Origin of the sequence: Micromonospora zhanjiangensis, from assembly GCF_042650605.1 — a bacterium.
In the GTDB taxonomy this organism is placed as follows: domain Bacteria; phylum Actinomycetota; class Actinomycetes; order Mycobacteriales; family Micromonosporaceae; genus Micromonospora_J; species Micromonospora_J zhanjiangensis.
This window is the reverse complement of the sequence record NZ_JBHSBN010000033.1, coordinates 1-17,194: the sequence shown is the minus strand read 5'-3', so window position 1 is coordinate 17,194 and position 17,194 is coordinate 1. Positions and strand designations below refer to the sequence as shown.

Annotated in this window: 19 protein-coding genes; 11 read left to right on the top strand and 8 right to left on the bottom strand. The window is 73.5% G+C overall.

Going from position 1 to position 17,194, the window contains the following annotated elements; all coding sequences use genetic code 11:
• The first annotated feature begins 49 nt into the window (after positions 1-49).
• From ACFOX0_RS29645 to ACFOX0_RS29625, 5 genes are all read left to right on the top strand, one after another.
• On the top strand, positions 50-394 hold the full coding sequence (locus ACFOX0_RS29645; protein ID WP_377552208.1) for an ArsR/SmtB family transcription factor: 345 nt from the start codon (positions 50-52) through the stop codon (positions 392-394).
• A gap of 186 nt (positions 395-580) precedes the next feature.
• A complete protein-coding gene (locus ACFOX0_RS29640; RefSeq protein WP_377552206.1) occupies positions 581-2,311 on the top strand; it encodes a SulP family inorganic anion transporter in 1,731 nt (576 codons plus the stop codon).
• A gap of 113 nt (positions 2,312-2,424) precedes the next feature.
• Positions 2,425-4,032: an apolipoprotein N-acyltransferase gene (gene lnt, locus ACFOX0_RS29635; RefSeq protein ID WP_377552272.1), complete on the top strand. Its 1,608-nt coding sequence runs from the start codon at positions 2,425-2,427 to the stop codon at positions 4,030-4,032.
• Between the two features lie 31 nt (positions 4,033-4,063).
• Positions 4,064-4,846 (top strand): polyprenol monophosphomannose synthase, encoded by a 783-nt coding sequence (locus ACFOX0_RS29630; protein ID WP_377552205.1) that lies wholly within the window; start codon positions 4,064-4,066, stop codon positions 4,844-4,846.
• 60 nt (positions 4,847-4,906) lie between these two features.
• The gene (locus ACFOX0_RS29625; RefSeq protein ID WP_377552204.1) at positions 4,907-5,458 is read left to right on the top strand and encodes an FxsA family protein; all 552 of its coding nucleotides are present in this window, start codon (positions 4,907-4,909) and stop codon (positions 5,456-5,458) included.
• A gap of 69 nt (positions 5,459-5,527) precedes the next feature.
• Here ACFOX0_RS29625 and ACFOX0_RS29620 read toward each other — a convergent pair whose 3' ends face one another.
• Positions 5,528-5,869, bottom strand: coding sequence for an RNA polymerase-binding protein RbpA (locus ACFOX0_RS29620; RefSeq protein WP_377552203.1), 342 nt, complete (start codon positions 5,867-5,869; stop codon positions 5,528-5,530).
• 227 nt (positions 5,870-6,096) lie between these two features.
• Between ACFOX0_RS29620 and ACFOX0_RS29615 the strand changes: the two genes are divergently transcribed.
• Positions 6,097-7,572 carry a peptide MFS transporter gene (locus tag ACFOX0_RS29615; protein ID WP_377552202.1) on the top strand — a complete coding sequence of 492 codons (1,476 nt, stop codon included), beginning with the start codon at positions 6,097-6,099 and terminating at the stop codon, positions 7,570-7,572.
• Between the two features lie 8 nt (positions 7,573-7,580).
• Here the strand turns inward: ACFOX0_RS29615 and ACFOX0_RS29610 are convergent, their stop codons facing one another.
• Positions 7,581-8,717 carry a hypothetical protein gene (locus ACFOX0_RS29610; RefSeq protein WP_377552201.1) on the bottom strand — a complete coding sequence of 379 codons (1,137 nt, stop codon included), beginning with the start codon at positions 8,715-8,717 and terminating at the stop codon, positions 7,581-7,583.
• A 366-nt stretch (positions 8,718-9,083) separates the two neighbouring features.
• Here ACFOX0_RS29610 and ACFOX0_RS29605 point away from each other — a divergent pair, with 366 nt between their 5' ends.
• Positions 9,084-9,710, top strand: a complete 627-nt coding sequence (locus tag ACFOX0_RS29605) for a carbonic anhydrase (RefSeq protein ID WP_449288876.1) — start codon at positions 9,084-9,086, stop codon at positions 9,708-9,710.
• Positions 9,711-9,958: 248 nt separating this feature from the next.
• The gene (locus tag ACFOX0_RS29600) at positions 9,959-10,525 is read left to right on the top strand and encodes a DUF3455 domain-containing protein (protein ID WP_377552200.1); all 567 of its coding nucleotides are present in this window, start codon (positions 9,959-9,961) and stop codon (positions 10,523-10,525) included.
• Here ACFOX0_RS29600 and ACFOX0_RS29595 read toward each other — a convergent pair.
• Positions 10,504-11,685: an MFS transporter gene (locus ACFOX0_RS29595; RefSeq protein WP_377552199.1), complete on the bottom strand. Its 1,182-nt coding sequence runs from the start codon at positions 11,683-11,685 to the stop codon at positions 10,504-10,506. The two genes, ACFOX0_RS29600 and ACFOX0_RS29595, sit on opposite strands and share 22 nt — an antisense overlap.
• A 54-nt stretch (positions 11,686-11,739) precedes the next feature.
• Here ACFOX0_RS29595 and ACFOX0_RS29590 point away from each other — a divergent pair, with 54 nt between their 5' ends.
• Both ACFOX0_RS29590 and ACFOX0_RS29585 read left to right on the top strand, forming a co-directional pair.
• Complete coding sequence (locus ACFOX0_RS29590) at positions 11,740-12,483, top strand: helix-turn-helix transcriptional regulator (protein WP_377552198.1); 744 nt, start codon at positions 11,740-11,742, stop codon at positions 12,481-12,483.
• A 21-nt stretch (positions 12,484-12,504) separates the two neighbouring features.
• A complete protein-coding gene (locus tag ACFOX0_RS29585; RefSeq protein WP_377552268.1) occupies positions 12,505-12,744 on the top strand; it encodes a DUF6204 family protein in 240 nt (79 codons plus the stop codon).
• Between the two features lie 125 nt (positions 12,745-12,869).
• On the opposite strand, the gene ACFOX0_RS29580 is transcribed toward ACFOX0_RS29585, so the two are convergent.
• The 3 genes from ACFOX0_RS29580 to ACFOX0_RS29570 form a co-directional block, all read right to left on the bottom strand.
• Entirely contained in the window at positions 12,870-13,430 is a 561-nt protein-coding gene (locus tag ACFOX0_RS29580; protein ID WP_377552197.1) for a DUF1062 domain-containing protein, read from the bottom strand.
• A gap of 224 nt (positions 13,431-13,654) precedes the next feature.
• A complete protein-coding gene (locus ACFOX0_RS29575; protein ID WP_377552196.1) occupies positions 13,655-14,851 on the bottom strand; it encodes an MFS transporter in 1,197 nt (398 codons plus the stop codon).
• Between the two features lie 34 nt (positions 14,852-14,885).
• Positions 14,886-15,674 carry an SDR family oxidoreductase gene (locus ACFOX0_RS29570; protein ID WP_377552195.1) on the bottom strand — a complete coding sequence of 263 codons (789 nt, stop codon included), beginning with the start codon at positions 15,672-15,674 and terminating at the stop codon, positions 14,886-14,888.
• Positions 15,675-15,730: 56 nt separating this feature from the next.
• Between ACFOX0_RS29570 and ACFOX0_RS29565 the strand changes: the two genes are divergently transcribed.
• Complete coding sequence (locus ACFOX0_RS29565; protein WP_377552194.1) at positions 15,731-16,708, top strand: ArsR/SmtB family transcription factor; 978 nt, start codon at positions 15,731-15,733, stop codon at positions 16,706-16,708.
• Positions 16,709-16,904: 196 nt separating this feature from the next.
• On the opposite strand, the gene ACFOX0_RS29560 is transcribed toward ACFOX0_RS29565, so the two are convergent.
• Together ACFOX0_RS29560 and ACFOX0_RS29555 are read right to left on the bottom strand one after the other, a co-directional pair.
• Complete coding sequence (locus ACFOX0_RS29560) at positions 16,905-17,060, bottom strand: hypothetical protein (RefSeq protein WP_377552193.1); 156 nt, start codon at positions 17,058-17,060, stop codon at positions 16,905-16,907.
• Between the two features lie 7 nt (positions 17,061-17,067).
• Positions 17,068-17,194 (bottom strand): zinc ribbon domain-containing protein (locus ACFOX0_RS29555; protein WP_377543596.1); only part of this gene is annotated, 127 nt, incomplete at its 5' end.

Genomic DNA, 17,194 nt, shown 5'->3' with positions numbered 1-17,194 from the left:
GGGTCCCGGTGCCCGCCGGGTACGGTTTCGGTCAGGAGGGGATGGACCGGTGAGCACGCCGCTGTATCAGGCCAAGGCCGAGTTCTTCAAGGCGTTGGCGCACCCCGCCCGGATCCGGGTCCTGGAGCTGCTGGCGCAGCGGGATCATGCGGTGTCGGAGATGCTGCCCGAGGTCGGTATCGAGGCGGCGCACCTGTCGCAGCAGTTGGCCGTGCTGCGCAAGATGAACCTGGTTGTCACCCGCAAGGAAGGCTCGACGGTCATCTACTCCCTGGTCAGCCCGCAGGTCGCCGAGCTTCTCGCGGTCGCGCGCCGGATCCTGACCGAGGTGCTGACCTCCCAGGCCGGTCTGCTGGACGACCTGCGGACGGCGGCCGAGTCCCGCTCCCGGTAGACCGGGTCGCGGGTCGTCGGCGGGGAGCCGGCCGGCGTGACGGACCACACAACCAGCCACCACCGCCACAGGATTGCTTAATTGCTAATCTTGGCAAGTCGGCATTTGCCGTCGTGACGGGCGTGAGGGCGAGGGCCGCATGGGGGTGTCTGTGCCGTTGACGCAGCCGCCCGGCCGAGGACGGCGATGAGCGTCGCCCGGACGGTCCGGTCGCTGGGTGCCCGGTTCGGCGACCTCCTGCCACAGCGCGGCGACTGGACGGCGGTACGCCGCGCACCGCGCGCCGACCTGCTCGCCGGGCTGACGGTCGCGGTGGTGGCGTTGCCGTTGGCGTTGGCGTTCGGGGTGACCTCCGGGCTCGGCGCTCAGGCCGGGCTGGTTACCGCGGTCGTCGCCGGGGCGGTGGCCGCGGTGTTCGGCGGCTCGAACCTGCAGGTGTCGGGGCCCACCGGGGCGATGACGGTGGTGCTGGTGCCGGTCGTCGCCCAGTTCGGCCCCACCGGGGTGCTGATGGTGGGCGTGTTGGCCGGGGTGATCCTCATCGGTCTGGCGGCGGCCCGTCTGGGCCGCTATGTGCGGTACCTGCCCACTCCGGTGATCGAGGGTTTCACCGCCGGTATCGCCGTGGTCATCGCGCTGCAGCAGCTACCGGCCGCGCTCGGCGTCGCGGACGCGCACGGTGGGAAGGTGTGGGCGGTGGCCGCCGACGCGGCGGTCCGCTTCGCCCGCGACCCGCACCCGGCACCCGTGGCGGTGGCCGTGGGTGTCGCGGCGTTGATGCTGTGCGGGGCGCGCTGGCGTCCCGCGGTGCCGTTCTCGCTGCTCGGGGTCGCCGGCGCGACAGCGCTGGCCGAGGCCGTCCCGATGGGTCTGGCGCGTATCGGTGCCCTGCCCGCAGGTGCGCCGGCCCCGTCGCTGGGTTTCCTTGACGTCCACGCTGTGCGGACGCTGCTGCCCGCCGCGTGCGCGGTGGCCGCGCTGGCCGCGTTGGAGAGCCTGCTGTCGGCCACCGTCGCCGACGCGATGAGCGTCGGCGAACGACACGACCCGGATCGGGAACTGTTCGGTCAGGGACTGGCCAACCTCGCCGCGCCGGTGTTCGGCGGGATCCCCGCCACCGCGGCGATCGCCCGCACCGCCGTCAACGTGCGCGCCGGCGCCCGGTCGAAACTCGCGTCGCTGACCCACGCGCTCGCCCTGGCCGCCATCGTGCTCGCGGCCGGGCCGCTGGTCGGGCGCATCCCGCTCGCCGCGCTCGCCGGGGTCCTGCTGGCCACCACCGTACGCATGGTGGAGGCCGGTTCCCTGCTCGCCCTGGCCCGCGCCACCCGCGGTGACGCGCTGGTCCTGGCCCTGACCTTCACGGTGACCGTCGTGTGGGATCTGGTCACCGCCGTCGTCGTCGGCATCGGCGTCGCCGTCCTGCTGGGGCTACGCGCGGTCGCCCGCACCGCCCGCCTCGAGCAGGTACCCCTGGAACCCGGTGACCACAGCGCCGAGGAACACGCCCTGCTCGCCGAACACATCGTCGCCTACCGCCTCGACGGGCCCCTGTTCTTCGCCGCCGCCCACAGCTTCCTGCTGCAACTGGCCGAGATCACCGACGTGCGGGTGGTGATCCTGCGCATGTCGCGGGTGTCGACCGTCGACGCGACCGGCGCGCACGTGCTGGGCGACGCCGTGAACCGCCTGCAGCGCCGCGGCATCACGGTGCTGCTGTCCGGTATCGCCCCCGGCCACGAGGAGATCCTGAGCACCCTCGGTGTCGCCGAGCAGCTCCGCCGCGACGGGCGGGTCTTCCCCGACACCCCCGCCGCCATCACCTACGCCCGTACCCACGTCCTGCACCGCACCGCCGACGATCCGGGGCCGCTGTCCGGCGCCGCCGCGGGCCGCGGTGGCTCCGGGTACGGCTGACGGACGTCCGGGGCCGCTCTGCTGGTCGCCCCGGTAGCCTTCGACCGGAACTTTGTCCGTGACCGGTCCCGGTCACGGTGACGCGGGTGGCGGGTGAGGCTCGGGTGGCGACGATGGTGGACACGGCGGATGCGCGGCTGGACGGGCCGCCCGCGCCCGCGACCGGTGCCGGGGCCGCCGGACGGCCGCTGCCCTGGTGGGTGGCTGTGGTGTGCGCGGCGGTGGCCGGCGCGGTGCTGCTGCTGGCGTTCCCGCCGTACGGGTGGTGGTGGGCGGCGCCGGTGGCGGTGGCGCTGCTGGCGGCGGCGACGCACCGGCGCCGGTTGTGGGCGGGCGCCGGGCTCGGCGCGCTGACCGGGCTGGTGTTGTTCGTGCCGATGCTGGGCTGGACGAACCTGTACACCGGTTTGCTGCCGTGGCTGTTGTTGTCCGCGTTGCAGGCGGCCTACCTGGGGCTGCTGGGGGCGGCCGGGGCGCTGGTGTCGCCGCTGGTGGACCGGTGGCGGTGGCTGTGGCCGCCGGTGACGGGGCTGCTGTGGGTGGCGCAGGAGGCGCTGCGGGCCCGCACCCCGTTCGGCGGGTTCCCATGGGGCCGGTTGGCGTTCAGCCAGGACGACTCGCCGCTGCTGCGGCTGGCCGCGGTGGGCGGCGCCCCGCTGGTGACGTTCGGGGTGGCGCTGGCCGGTGGGTTCCTGGTGGCGGCGGCGTGGCGGGACTGGCGGGCCGGCCGGGTGCCGGTCGGGGTCGGGGTGGCCGTGGCGGCGCCGGCGGTGGTGGCGGCGGGGCTGCTGGTGCCGGTGGGTGCCCCGGCGGGCCGGCCGGTGACGGTGGCGATCGTGCAGGGCAACGTGCCGCGGCTGGGGTTGGACTTCAACGCCCAGCGGCGGGCGGTACTGGACAACCACGTCGCGGCCACGGTGAAGCTGGCCGACCGGGTGGCCGCCGGGCAGGTGGACCGGCCGGATCTGGTGGTGTGGCCGGAGAACTCCAGCGACATCGACCCGTTGACCTACCCGGACGCGGCGGCGCTGATCTCCCGGGCCGCGGACACGATCGGCGCGCCGATCCTGGTCGGCGCGGTGCTGCTCGGCCCGGTCCGCAACGTGGGCCTGCTGTGGCGGCCGCACACCGGGCCGGACCTGGCGCAGCTGTACGTCAAGCGGCACCCGGTGCCGTTCGCCGAGTACATCCCGCTGCGCCCGGTCGCCCGGATGGTCAGCAAGGAGGTCGACCGGGTCCGGGAGGATTTCACCCCGGGTGACCGGCCCGGGGTGATCCGGGTCGGCCCGGTCACGGTCGGCGACGTGATCTGTTTCGAGGTGGCGTACGACGAGGTGGTCCGGGACACCGTCACCGGCGGGGCGGACCTGCTGGTGGTGCAGACCAACAACGCCAGCTTCGACGAGGCCGAGGCGCGCCAGCAGTTGGCGATGGTGCGGCTGCGGGCGGTGGAACACGGCCGGGCGGCGTTGATGTCCTCCACGGTCGGGGTGTCCGGGTTCGTCGCCCCGGACGGGCGGGTAAGCGACCGTACCGGTTTCAACACCGGTGAGGTGGTTATCCGCTCGGTCGACCTGGCCGGTACCCGTACCGTCGCCACCCGGGTGGGCCTGTGGCCGGAGGTGGCGCTGGTGGGCCTGGGTGTGCTGGCGTTGGCCGGCGCGGTGGTGGTGCGACGCCGGACGCGCGACCGGGTCGACGGGCGGCGGCAGACCGGGTGAGGCGACCACCCGGCCAGGGGGCGGAGGTGCGGTGGGCGCAGCAGCCGGTACGGACGCCGGGTTGGACGAGTTCCCCGGCGTGGGACGGGTCCTGACGGTGGTGCCGACCTACAACGAGGCCGACAACCTCGCCGGTGTCGTGGGACGGGTCCGGGGCACGGTGCCGTCGGTGGACGTCCTGGTCGTCGACGACAACTCCCCGGACGGTACGGGGGCGTTGGCCGACCGGCTGGCGGCCACGGACCGGCACGTGCGGGTGCTGCACCGGGCCGACAAGGACGGCCTCGGCGCGGCGTACGTGGCGGGTTTCGGCTGGGGTCGGGACCACGGCTACGACGCGGTGGTGGAGATGGACGCCGACGGTTCGCACGCGCCGGAGCAGTTGCCCCGGTTGTTGGCCGCGGCGGCCGACGCGGACGTGGTGATCGGATCCCGGTGGGTGCCCGGTGGTCGGGTGGTGGACTGGCCGTGGCGGCGGCAGGTGCTGTCCCGGGTGGGCAACCTGTACACCCGGGTCGCGTTGGGCATGCCGGTTTCCGACGCGACGGGTGGTTTCCGCGTCTACCGGGTGGCGGCGTTGGAGAAGATGGACTTCGAGTCGGTGTCCTCGCAGGGCTACTCGTTCCAGGTGGAGTTGTCCTGGCGGGCGCACCGGGCGGGGCTGCGGACGGTGGAGGTGCCGATCACGTTCGCCGAGCGGGAACGGGGGGCCAGCAAGATGTCCCCCACGATCGTCGGGGAGGCCCTGTGGCGGGTCACCGTGTGGGGGGTGCGGGGCCGGTTGTTGGACGGTGGCCGGTCGGGCCGACCCTGACCGGCGGGCGTGTCATGCTGGAGGGGCGGGTTTCGCAAGCGGTTTTCCGGATGAGGTGAGATGCGCCGAAGGCTGAGGTTCGTACCGCTGGTGCTGCTGATCGCCGCGGTCGTCGAGATCGCGGTTTTCGTGCTGCTGGGCCGGTCGATCGGGTTCGGTCCGACGATCCTGCTGGCGCTGGTGGCGTCGGCGGCCGGGTTGGTGCTGTTGCGGCGGGAGGGGCTGCGGGCGTGGCGCGGGTTCCGTACGGCCGCCGCGTCGGGGCAGCCGCCCGGGTCGCAGGTCCTCGACGGGCTGGTCGGGTTGGCCGCCGGGCTGCTGCTGGCGTTGCCGGGCCTGGTCAGCGCCGTGGTGGGTGTGTTGCTGGTGATCCCGCCGGTGCGTCGGTTGGCCCGCCGGACGGTACGGGTGGCCACCGAGCGGCGGGTGTCGTCGATGGTGGCCGGGGATCTGTTCGGGCCGCGGCGGGTGCGGGTGCGCCGCGGGCAGCCGTCGTCGTCGGCGACGGCGCCGCCGGACGGTCCGGTGTCGCCGCAGGCTCCGGCCGCGCCGGGGCCTGCGACCACCGGTGAGGTCGTCGAGGGCGAGATCGTCGAACCGCGTCAGCGCTGATCCGCCGGGTGACACGCGATCGCCCCGGACGGCGTACCGTCCGGGGCGACAAGTGGGTCGCGGTGGATCTCAGGCGCGGCCGCGGCGGGTGCGGACCTCCTGCAGCCGCTCGGCGAGGATGTCCTCCAGTTCGGCGATGGATCGCCGCTCCAGCAGCATGTCCCAGTGGGTACGCGGCGGCTTGGCCTTCTTCTGCTCCGGTTCGCTGCCGTCGACCAACCGGGCGACGCTGCCGTCGAACTTGCACTCCCAGGTTATCGGGACCTCGGCGTCGACCGCGAACGGCACCTCGAACTGGTGTCCCTTGGCGCACAGGTATTCCCGGGTCTGGCGCGGCGCGAGTTCGGTGTTGCGGTCGGACTCGTAGCTGACTGCGCCCAGGCGGCTACCGCGCAGCATGCGCTCGCCCATGTTCGGCTTCCCCCTCGGTCGTGGTGCTGGTCTTCACGTGTAACGCCGTGAACCGGACGGGCGATTCCCGCTGCCGGTGATCAGGTTACTTCTGGTTAAACGTTCCAAGCGTAGCGGGACGTACTCGGCCGTGACGCACCTCACCGGGCTCCGGATGCATTACAGTGACCTAGGCCCGATTAGTGAATTTTGTTCGCTCCTGCCGGATGGTGCCCGAAGGAGGCCGGATGTCCACCGCCGTTCCGCCCTCCGCCGCCCGGCAACGCACCTTCTTCGGCCACCCGCCGGCCCTGGCCACCCTGTTCCTCACCGAGATGTGGGAACGGTTCAGCTTCTACGGCATGCGGGCCATCCTGGTGCTCTACCTGACCGCCTCGGCGGCCAACGACGGCCTGGCCTTGGGCCAGGACCGGGCCAACGCCGTGTACGGCACCTACAACGCCATGGTCTACCTGATGGCGTTGCCCGGCGGGTGGGTCGCCGACCGGCTGATCGGGCCGCGCCGCAGCGTGCTGTGGGGCGGCGTCGTCATCGCCGCCGGCCACTACGTGATGGCGATCCCCACCGGCTGGAGCGTGTTCGCCGGGATGACCCTCATCGTGCTCGGCACCGGCCTGCTCAAACCCAACATCTCCACCATGGTCGGCGAGCTGTACGACCGGGACTCGCCCCGCCGCGACGCCGGGTTCTCGCTGTTCTACATGGGCATCAACCTCGGCGGGTTCATCGCGCCGCTGATCACCGGCCTGCTCGGCGAGAAGGTCAACTGGCATCTCGGATTCGCCGCCGCGGCCGTCGGGATGACCTTCGGCGTGATCCAGTACGTGCTCGGGCGGCGGCGCCTGGGCCAGGCCGGCGCACACCCGAACGACCCGCTGCTGGGCCGGGCCCGTCGCCGGGCGTTGCTGCGGGCCGGTCTCGTCGTGGTCGCCCTGCTGCTGGTCGTGCTGGTCCTGGCCCTGGCCGGCTGGTTCACCGTCAACACCGTGGTCAACCTGCTCACCGCGCTGACCGTCCTGGTCACCGTCGGCTACTTCGCCCGGATCATCACCGACCGGGACATCAGCCCGACCGAACGCAGCCGGATGCGGGCGTACCTGTGGTTGTTCGTCTTCGCCGCCGCGTTCTGGCTGATCTACGACCAGGCCGGGTCGGTGCTGAACATTTTCGCCGAGCAGCGCACCGACCGCGACATCGGTGGTTTCACCTTCCCGGCCTCCTGGCTGCAGTCGGTCAACCCGATCCTGATCATCATCGGTGCGCCGCTGTTCGCGGCGCTGTGGCTGAAGGTCGGCAACCGGCTCGCCGCGCCGGCCAAGTTCGCCATCGGGCTGGTCCTCAACGGCCTGTCGTTCGTGCTGATGGCCGCCGCCGCCCGGGCCGCCGTCGGTGGGTCGGGCGTGTCGCCGTTGTGGCTGGTGGCCGTCTACGCCATCCAGGTGTGCGGGGAGCTGTCACTCAGCCCGGTGGGCCTGTCGGTCACCACCAAACTCGCCCCGGTCAAGTACGCCAGCCAGATGATGGGCCTGTGGTTCCTCGCCACCGCCGTCGGCGACGCGATCGGCGGGCAGGTGGCCCGGCTGGCCGCCACCTGGAACGAGGCCACCTACTTCCTGACCTTCGGCTTGGCGTCGGTGCTGCTCGGCCTGGCCGCGATGATGTTCGCCCGGCACATCCGCGCCCTGATGGCCGGCATCCACTGAACCGCCGGTCAGCCGCGCGACGCCGCCCTGGTGCCCAGGCTCGCCAGGGCGGCGGCCAGGTCGCTGACCTGGGTGGACAACTGGCCCACCCGCTCGGTGGCCCGGTCCCGGTCCGCCTCGACCGCGCCGAGGCGGACCGCCAGGTCGGCGAGTCGCCGCTCGGTGCCGGCGGCGTCGGCGCGGACGGTGGCCAGGTCGGCGGCCACCCGGTCACGTTCGGCGGCCGACTCGGTCGCCTGGCGGCGCGCGGCGGTCAGCTCGTCGCGCAGCCCGGCCACGGCCGCCCGTTCCCGGTCCGCGGCCTCCCGGGCGGCCGCCGTCTCCCGGGCCGCCGTCGCGGCGGCCCGGCGGGCCTGGTCCACCTCGGCCCGTAGCCGCCGCACCGTCTCGTCGGCGTCGGCGCGGGTCCGGTCCAACTGCTCGACGGTGGCGGCGACCGCCCGGGTGGCCCGGTCGGCCTCGGCGCGCGCCTCGTCCCGGTCCCGCACCAGCTCGGCCCGCTGCCGCCGCACCGAGGTGAGTTCGGTCCGCAGGTCGGCGGCCTGCGCGCGGGCGGCCTCGCGGTCCCGCTCGGCCTGCTCGCGCAGGGCCTGCGCCGCGCCGGCCGCCTGCCGGGCGGTGTCCCGGTCCCGCTCGGCAGCGGCGAGCCGGGCCTGCGCGGCCGCGACCGTACGGTCGGCCTCCCCGGCCCGTTCGACCGCCTCCGCCCGGTCGGCGACGGCCGCCGCGGCCGCCTGCCGGGCCACCGCCAGCGCCGCCGCAGCCGCCTCGGCCTCCCGGCGGGCCTCGTCCCGTTCGGTCTGCGCCGCCGCGACCTGCGCGGCGGCCTCGGCCCGCACCTCGGCGACCTGCCGTTCCACCCCGGCCGGGGACAGCTCCGCGTGCAGCGCCTCGACCAGGGTCTGGCTGACCTGGTCGAGCCGGTCCACCGCCTCCCAGGCCCGGGCGACCTGACCGGCCAGCCCGGGGGCGTTGCGGTGCCGCATCCGCACGTTGCGCGACGCCCGCTGGCAGGCGCCGTCGTTGTCCCGGCAGTACCGGAACGGCCGTCCCGCGGCGGCGCGCTGCGGCACCGGTCGTCCACAGTGGGCGCACGGGCGGGTGTCGCCGGCCTGATCGGTGGGCGGCGGGGCCTGATCATCCATCGTCGGCGGATTCTAGTCCCGCCCGGGCGTGCGCGCCGCGCAGCGGTGCCATAACCTCCGGGCACGGGGGAGGAGACCCACGACGAGCCGGACCCGTCGGTCGAGGTCCGCGCCGCCCCGACGGCCACCACCACGGACGCCGGGCCCGGGCCCGCCCCCGGCGGAGCCGCGCCGACACGCCGAGGCCGCCTCGGCGCGGCGGGCGTCGCGCCGATCGCCGGGGTCCGTGACCGGGTACGGTACGGGCACACCGGCCGGTGTCGTCGCCCGGACACGGGTGAGCGGCGCCATCCCGACGCGACCCCGCCGACGGACCGGAACCGGCGACCGGCGACAATCAGCCGACGGGCGAGGGGAGACAGTGGCGTGGCTGAGACGGAACCGGCGGCACCGACGACACCCGCGGCGGCGTTGAGCCTGCTGATGGCCGGCAACGAGCGGTTCGTCAGTGGACAACGGCTGCACCCGCACCAGGACGCCGACTACCGCGCCTCGGTGGCGCCCCAACAGCGTCCGTTCGCGGTGCTGTTCGGCTGTTCCGACTCCCGCCTCGCTGCGGAGATCATCTTCGATCGCGGGCTGGGGGACCTGTTCGTAATCCGCACCGCCGGGCACGTCGTGGGCCCAGAGGTGCTGGGCAGCATCGAGTACGCCCTCGCCGTGCTGGACGTGCCGCTGATCGCCGTGCTGGGTCACGACTCGTGCGGCGCCGTCACCGCCACCCTGGACGCCCTGCGCGACGGCACCCGCCCGGAGGGCTACATCCGGGACGTCGTGGAACGGGTCATGCTGAGCGTCCTGGGCGTCCGCGACGAGGCCCTGACCGACACCGACGTCGCGGTCCGGGAGCACGTCCGCCGTACCGTGGAGCACCTGGCCCAACGGTCCGCCATGATCGCCGAGCGGTTGGCCGACGGCCGGTGCGGGGTGGTGGGCCTGTCCTACCGCCTCGCCGAGGGCAGCGTCGGCCAGGTCGTCGCCCGCGGCGTCTGAGGTCCGCTCACCCGCTCCCACCCCGGTCCGTCCGGTGACCACCGTCGTCGACCGGGGGCACGGGGCCGAACCGGCTCTCGTACCCCGGGTCGGACACCCGACAGTGCCCGTACCGGGTGTCGTGGCCGCCGTGCCCCATGGCGCCCCTATCCTTCCCGGCCAGGACCTTCGCCGGGGGCATCCGGTCACGGCCGGCTCCGGGCCGACCCGCCGCGACGGCGTGCCTCCCCGACCGGGCAGGAAACCTCATGAACCTCCGTTCTCGGCGGCTCGTCCGGCCCGCGCGGACGCTCGCGGGTGTCGGGCTGGCCGCGACGCTGCTGGCCACCGTCGCCGGCAGCGCCGGCTACGCCGCCGACGGCCGGCCGCGGCCGGTCGACGTGCCGGCGGTGTTGCGCCCGCCGGCCGGTCAGGTGCTGTCGGCCGACTTCGCCGCCGCCGGCGTCCAGGTGTACGGCTGCGCCGACGGTGCCTGGACCTTCACCGAACCGGCGGCGAATCTGCTGGGCTGGGTCCGCCGGCGGCCCGGCGCGGCCACCGCCGTGCACTTCCGCGGCCCGAGCTGGGAGTCCACCGACGACGGGTCGTTGGTGGAGGCCACCGTCGTGGCCTCGTCGCCGGTGCCGGGGTCCGTCCCGGAACTGCTGCTGCGGGCCACCCGCAACCGCGGCGACGGCGTCTTCGGCCGGGTCGGCTACGTGCAACGCCTGCACGCCCGGGGCGGCACCGCACCCACCGGAAGCTGTCCGGCAGGCGCGACCACCGGCGTGCCGTACCGGGCCGAGTACCGGTTCTACGTGCCGGCCGGTAGCTGACCGGCCGTATCGGAGACCTGCCGGTCGACGGCCGGTTCCCGCAGGGTGTGGAACAGCAGCCAACTGAGCACCGGCATCAGGACCAGCGGCGCCAGGGCGGTCCGCAGGGACGTGATGTCGGCGAGCCTGCCGATGGCCGGGCTCAGCAGACCACCGACGCTGACGGTCAACCCCAGCGTGATCCCACTGGCGGTGCCGATCCGCGAGGGCAGATAGTCCTGGCCGAGCGTCACCTGCAGCGAGAACGGGACGTAGAGACTGATCGAGGTCACCGCCACGAACAGGTACAGCAGCGGGCCCGGGGCGAGCAGCACGCCCGCGACCGCGCCGGCCGCGACCGCGTACGACCAGCGGCAGACCGTGACCCGGTTCCAACGTTCGGCCAGGGCGCCGCCCAGCACCGAGCCGACCGCCCCGCCGAGGTAGAGCACGAACAGGGCCGTGGTGCCCGCCGCGGTGTCGCCGCCCGTGCGCTGCTGCGCGTACAGCGCGATGAAGGTACTCAGGCCGACGAAGACGATCGAGCGGCACATCACGGCGACGGTGAGCCGCCGGAACGACGCCGCGTCGTCGACCAGGGCCGGCGGCGTCCCCCGGGCGGCGGTGACCGGCCCTCGGCCCCGGCGACGAAGCATGGGCAGGCACAGCGCTCCGCCGACGAGGGCCGGTAGCACGAGCAACGGCGTCCGGCGCAGTCCGCCGTCGGACACCACGGCGGCGACCGTGAACGGAGCCAGCGCGAAGCCGACGTTGCCGCCGGTGGAGAACCAGGCCATGGCGCGGTGGCTTCCCCGGCTGACGAGCCGGGCGACCCGGGCGGATTCGGGGTGATAGGCGGCCACGCCGATTCCCGAGACCGCCACGAACAGGAGGGTGAGCCCGTAGGACGGGGCCGTCCCGCACAGAGCGACACCCAGACCGCCCAGCGCCGTGCTGGTCGGCAGGAGCCAGGGCACCGCCCGGCGGTCGGTCAGGACCCCGAAGAGCGGCTGGGTCACCGACGACAGCAGGGAGGCCGCCAGGACGACACCGGAGACGGCGGCGTAACCGTAGCCGCGCTCGGCGACGAAGAACGGCACGAGCGCAGCCACCGCGCCCTGGTAGATGTCGACGCAGGCGTGCCCGACGGCCAGCAGGATGATCGAGATGTTCCTTCGCACCACGCCATGATGGGGACCTGACCCGGTGGCGCACTTCCGATAATCTGCCGAGCGATGACGCGAATCCGCCACAAGCCGATCGCCGCCACCCGCACCCAGTGGCTGACCCCGGGTGGCGCGATAGCGGCCCACTGGCACGACGACCACCACATCGTCTACGCCGGGCGCGGGGTTCTGGCGGTCACCACGGCCGCGGGATCCTGGGTCACTCCGAGCACCCGGGCGATCTGGGTGCCCGCTGGTGTCGTACACGCCCATCGGGCCCACGGCGAACTGGAACTGCACCTGGTGGGGCTGCCCGCGACCGAGAACCCGCTCGGTCTGGACACGCCGACGGCGCTGGCCGTGGGACCACTCCTGCGTGAGCTGATCGTCGCCTACGCCGGTGGGCCGCACGACGACAGTTCGGAACGGTCCCGGCTGCGCGCCGTGTTGCTCGACCAGTTACGGATCTCGCCCCAGCAGCCGCTGCACCTGCCCGAGCCGTCCTCGCCCCCGCTGCGGGCGTTGTGCGACATCCTGCGCGCCGACCCTGCCGACGGCCGCACCCTCGGCGAACTGGGTCGGCAGGTCGGGGCGAGCGACCGGACCCTGTCCCGACTGTTCCGCGCCGACCTGGGTATGACGTTCCCCCAGTGGCGTACCCAGTTGAGGCTGCAGTGCGCACTGGTCCTGCTGGCCCAGGGGACGCCGGTGACCGCGGTGGCGCACCGCTGTGGCTGGTCGTCGGCCAGCGCGTTCATCGACGTCTTCCGGCGCGTGGTCGGGCACACGCCCGGCTCCCATCCGGCGGCCTGACGGCGCTGTCCGTGGTCGTACCTGACCGGTCGGAGGCTCAACGTCCAGGCCGACGGCGCGGCCGAGTCGCCGGTCGGCCCCGGCGATCCGAGTATCTCCGCCTTCACCTTCCGATGTCAGGTGCCGGCGGGACCGGACGACGACGAGGACGACGCCACCCTCGCGGCGCTCGAACTGCTCGACCGGCGGGGCTACCCGCACCAGGTCCTCAGAAGCGGCGTGACGGACCTGCGTGAGGTCACGATCCGCCCTAGGCGGTGAACCGGTCCGCCGGTGCCGCCGCCGAGCAACCGTCTGGTCGCCGCGGCGGAGAACGTTCACCGTGTCCGAGCCGCTTCCGAGGTGGCCGGGCGGGCCGATTGGGGTCCGCCCGGCCACCGCCCCGGCTACCGTTCGGCCATCACCATGAAGGTGAAGTCGGCGCTGGTCGGACGGCGTAGCGAGATGTCGCACTTGACGCGGCGTAGAACGTCGTTCCGGCTGAGGCCGAGCCCGTGCGCGACGAGCCGTCCCGGACGCACCGGTACCGGATCCTCGAACGCCACCCGCACCTGGACCGGCCACCCCTCGTCGATCCATTCCGACGGGGCGTCCAGCCGCCAGGCCCCCGTCCAGTCCAGGGTGTACCGGTTGCGCCGGGCGAGCCACGGATCCAACAATCTGGACGCCACCAGCTCGGGATCGTTGACGTGGTAGCCGTGCAGCACGGCCGGATCGAAGGAACTGACCGGCGCCCGCTCGTGTACGGCCAGCTTGTTCGTCCGGTCGCAGGACACGCAGCGCACCAGCAGCCACACGTGCAGCAGCTTGCCGTTGGCGTTGACGCGGAACCTGCTCTCGCCGGCGATGGCCGACTCCGAGCCGCAGTCCACGCACCGCAACGACAGCAGCGGAAGCCTGGTCCGGCGAACCACCCAGGGCAGCACGATATGAGGTTGTGAAGGCATGATCTGTAGACCTGATCTCTCTAGACCTGACCCGAGGCCGATGACGCGCGGCCCCGAACGCTGTACGGCCGGGCAGCCGAGGGCAGCCCGGCGGAACCGACGGGAACGTCGGTTACCGGTGAGCGGGAGATGTCAGGTCTAAAGAGCAGGTGGGGTCACGCGATTGTCCTCTGTCCTCACGCAGGGCGGATCGCAGAAAACCTACGAGAAGGGGAAGGCAGTGCTCAACCGGTTTTCGACCGACGAGCGGACCGGCGGTCGACGCCGGTGGTCGCCGTGAGATGCCGGACCAGGGCAGCCGTGGCGGACAACGCCAACACCGCGCACACGCCCGCCCAGCCGGCCTGGGCGTAGGCGCGGGCCCCCAGCCAGGAACCGACGCCGCCGCCGAGGTAGGCGCACGTCATGTACGCGGTGGTGAGCCGGCTGCGCACCTCGGGCCGCAGGGCGTAGATCCGGACCGAGTTGGCGACCATGCCGCACTGCATGGCGACGTCCAGCAGCAGCGTGCCGGCCACCAGGGCCACCAGACCGGCCGGCCCGCCGCCACCGCCCACCGCCAGGACTGCGGCCGCGGCGAGGACACCGAGCAGACAGACCAGATTGACCGGGTCGGGGCCCCGGCGGTCCACCTGGCGGCCGGCGACCGGTGTGCACACCATGGTGACCGCGTTGACCAGGGCCAGCGTCCCGACGGCCGGCGCGCCCAAGCCGTACGCCGGACCGGTCAGCAGCAGCGCCACGCTGGTCCACACCGCCGAGAAGCCGCCGAACACCGTGGCCTGGTAGAAAGCCGAGCGGCGCAACTGCGCCTCGGTGCGCAGCAGCCGCAGTGATTGCGCCAGCAGGGCCGGGTACCGGTGCCGGGACGGGGGTCGGACGGTGGGCAGCAGCCGTGCCGTGGCCACCGCGACGAGCAGCATGGCCGTCGCCGCCGTCAGGTAGGGCGCGCGCCAGCCCCACCATTCGCCGAGGGTCCCGGCGGCCGTGCGGGACAACAGCATGCCGCCGGTCGAGCCGCTCAGCAGCATGCCGCTGACCAGGCCACGTCGCTCGGCGGCGACCAGGCCGGCCGCCACCGGCCCGATCACCGGCGCGACCACGGTCACCGCCCCGACCAGTGCGTTCGCGCCGACCAGCGCAGGCAGGGTGGGGGCGACGCCCGCGGCGAGCAGCCCCGCCGCGGTGACGCCCAGCAGGGAGACGACCAGGCGGCGCGGCGGGAACCGGTCGCCGAGCGGCACCAGCAGGAAGATCCCGGCCGTGTAGCCGAACTGCACGGCGGTGACCACCAGGGTGGCCGTGTCCGGCGGGACCCGCAGGTCGGCGGCGATCAGCGGGCTCACCGCCTGCGGGAAGTAGACGTTCCCGACGGCGATCCCGCAGGTCAGGGTGAGCAGGGTCAGCAGCTGACGATTCATCGGCGGCTCGCTCGGCCGCAGGTGGTCGGTCATGTCAGTCGACCGGGCCGCCGGCCACGTAGAGGGTCTGGCCGGAGACGAACCCCGCGCCGGGGCTGACCAGGAAGGACACCGCGTGCGCGATGTCCTCGGGCTGCCCGACCCGGCCGACCGGGATGGTCTCGGCGACGATCCGCTGGTGCTCGGCGAAGCTGCGACCCAGCCGCCGGGCCGTGGTCCGGGTCATCTCGCTGACCACGAAGCCCGGGGCGACGGCGTTGGCGGTCACCCCGTGTCGGCCCAGCCGCAGGGCGAGGGACTTGGTGAAGCCGACCAGCCCGGCCTTCGCGGCGGCGTAGTCGACGCGGCCGGGGTCACCCAGCGCGGAGATGCTCGACATGTTGACGATCCGCCCCCAGCCGGCGGCCACCATGTGCGGGGCCACGGCCCGGGTGAGGAAGAACGCCCCGCGCAGACTCACCCCGGTGACCGCGTCCCACTGCTCGGTGGTGGTCTCCTCGACGCCGGCGTCGGGGCCGCCGATGCCGGCGTTGTTGACCAGTACCGTCGGCGCGCCCAGCTGGGCGCCGATCCGGTTGACGGCCGCGGCCACCGCCGTCTCGTCGTTGACGTCGGCGGCGAACGCCGCGGCCGTCCCGCCGTCGTCGACGATGGCCGCGACCGTCCGCGCGCAGTCCCGCTCGCGCAGGTCGACCACGGCGACCGCGAGGCCGTCGCGGGCCAACCGGACGGCCACCGCGGCGCCGATGCCCCGCGCGCCGCCCGTGACCACCGCCGTACGTCGCCCGTCGACCGGGCCTGTCGTGATGTTCTCGGATGTCATGACGACGAGTTCATGCAACGACCGGCGACCGGGGAATGGATGTAGCGTATGGCTTAATGATCAGCATCGAGCTCGGGGTGGAGGATCTCGCCGACACCCGGTTCGCGCTCTCGCCGCTGCACGAGACCGTGCTCAGCCTGCGGGTGCTGCGGGAGCCGGGCCTGTACGCGTTGCATCTGCCATGGCGCCGGTCGATGCTCGACCGGCTCGACGGCGTCGACACCGAGCTGCTGCTCGCCCTGGTCGGGCCGGAGCGGGCGCTGCCGGACTACCTGACCCCGCGACCGGCCGGCTTCGCCCCGACCGTCGAGGAGGAACTCGCCACCGTCGGCCGCACCCCGGCCGCCGTCGTGCGCCGGGACGTGCTGGCCGCCTACCCGCGGGGGCGGCTGCCGGCGGTTCTGCGGGCGGTCACCCGTTCCGACGACGACGCCGTCGATACGCTGCGCGACGCCATCTGCGCGCGGTTGCGGCACTATTGGGAGCTGGCGATCGCGCCGGTCTGGCCACAGATGCGGCTGGTCATGGAGGCCGACATGACCTACCGGGCCCGGCAGTTGGCCGTCGGCGGCGCGCGGCTGCTCTTCGCCGACATGCACCCGAACCTGCGCTGGCGCGACGGGGTGCTGCACATCGACAAGATGATCGGCAGGCACCACGTGGTGGCCCCCGGGCGGGGACTGCTGTTGGTGCCGTCCGTGTTCGCCCACAAGCCCGCCCCGCCCGTCGGCCGGGACGAGGCGCCGCTGCTGTCGTACCCCTGTCGGGGGGTGGCGACGTTGTGGGCGTCGCCACCGGCGGCCGACCCGACGGCGCTCGCGGCGCTGATCGGACCGCCCCGGGCCCGGCTGCTCGGCCTGCTCGACGAGCCGTTGCCGACGGTGGAGATCGCCCGCCGGCTCGCCGTGACGCCCAGTGCCGTGTCGCAGCACCTGCGGGTGCTGCACGCGACCGGACTGCTCACCCGGGTCCGCGACGGCCGGCACGTGCTGTACCGGCGCAGCTCACTGGGCGACCGGCTGGTGGACCTCTGACCGACCGCGCCGTCGCGTGCGACCGACGGGCTCCCAGTACAACAGCGTAAGTCCTTACGCACAATAACAGTCATTATGGTATGTCATCTGACCGCGGTCATTCCGGCGGTGGCTGCCTCGGTCTATTAATTGATTGTCGATTTATATAATCCGATAATCGGACCGTGACGATAGGCTGCCGCCTGGGCGCCCCGCCTCAGGTCATGCGGCGCGGGGCGGTTTCCACGGCGTCGATCAGCGGATCGCCGTCGCCGCGCGGGTGCCGCGCGAGACCGAGTTCGACGTCCGGCAGGGTAGGCAGGGCGGCGGACGGGTCGTGGCAGGCCGTGACTCCTCCGATGCCTGAAGGCACCGGCTTCTCAGGCCGCGGGTGCGGCCTGACGGGCAAGCCCTGCCCGCAGGATGTTGCTGGCCGCGTTCACGTCGGCGTGGGCGGTGTGCCCGCAGGCGACGCACCGGAATTCGGCTTGGGTGACGCGGTTCTGC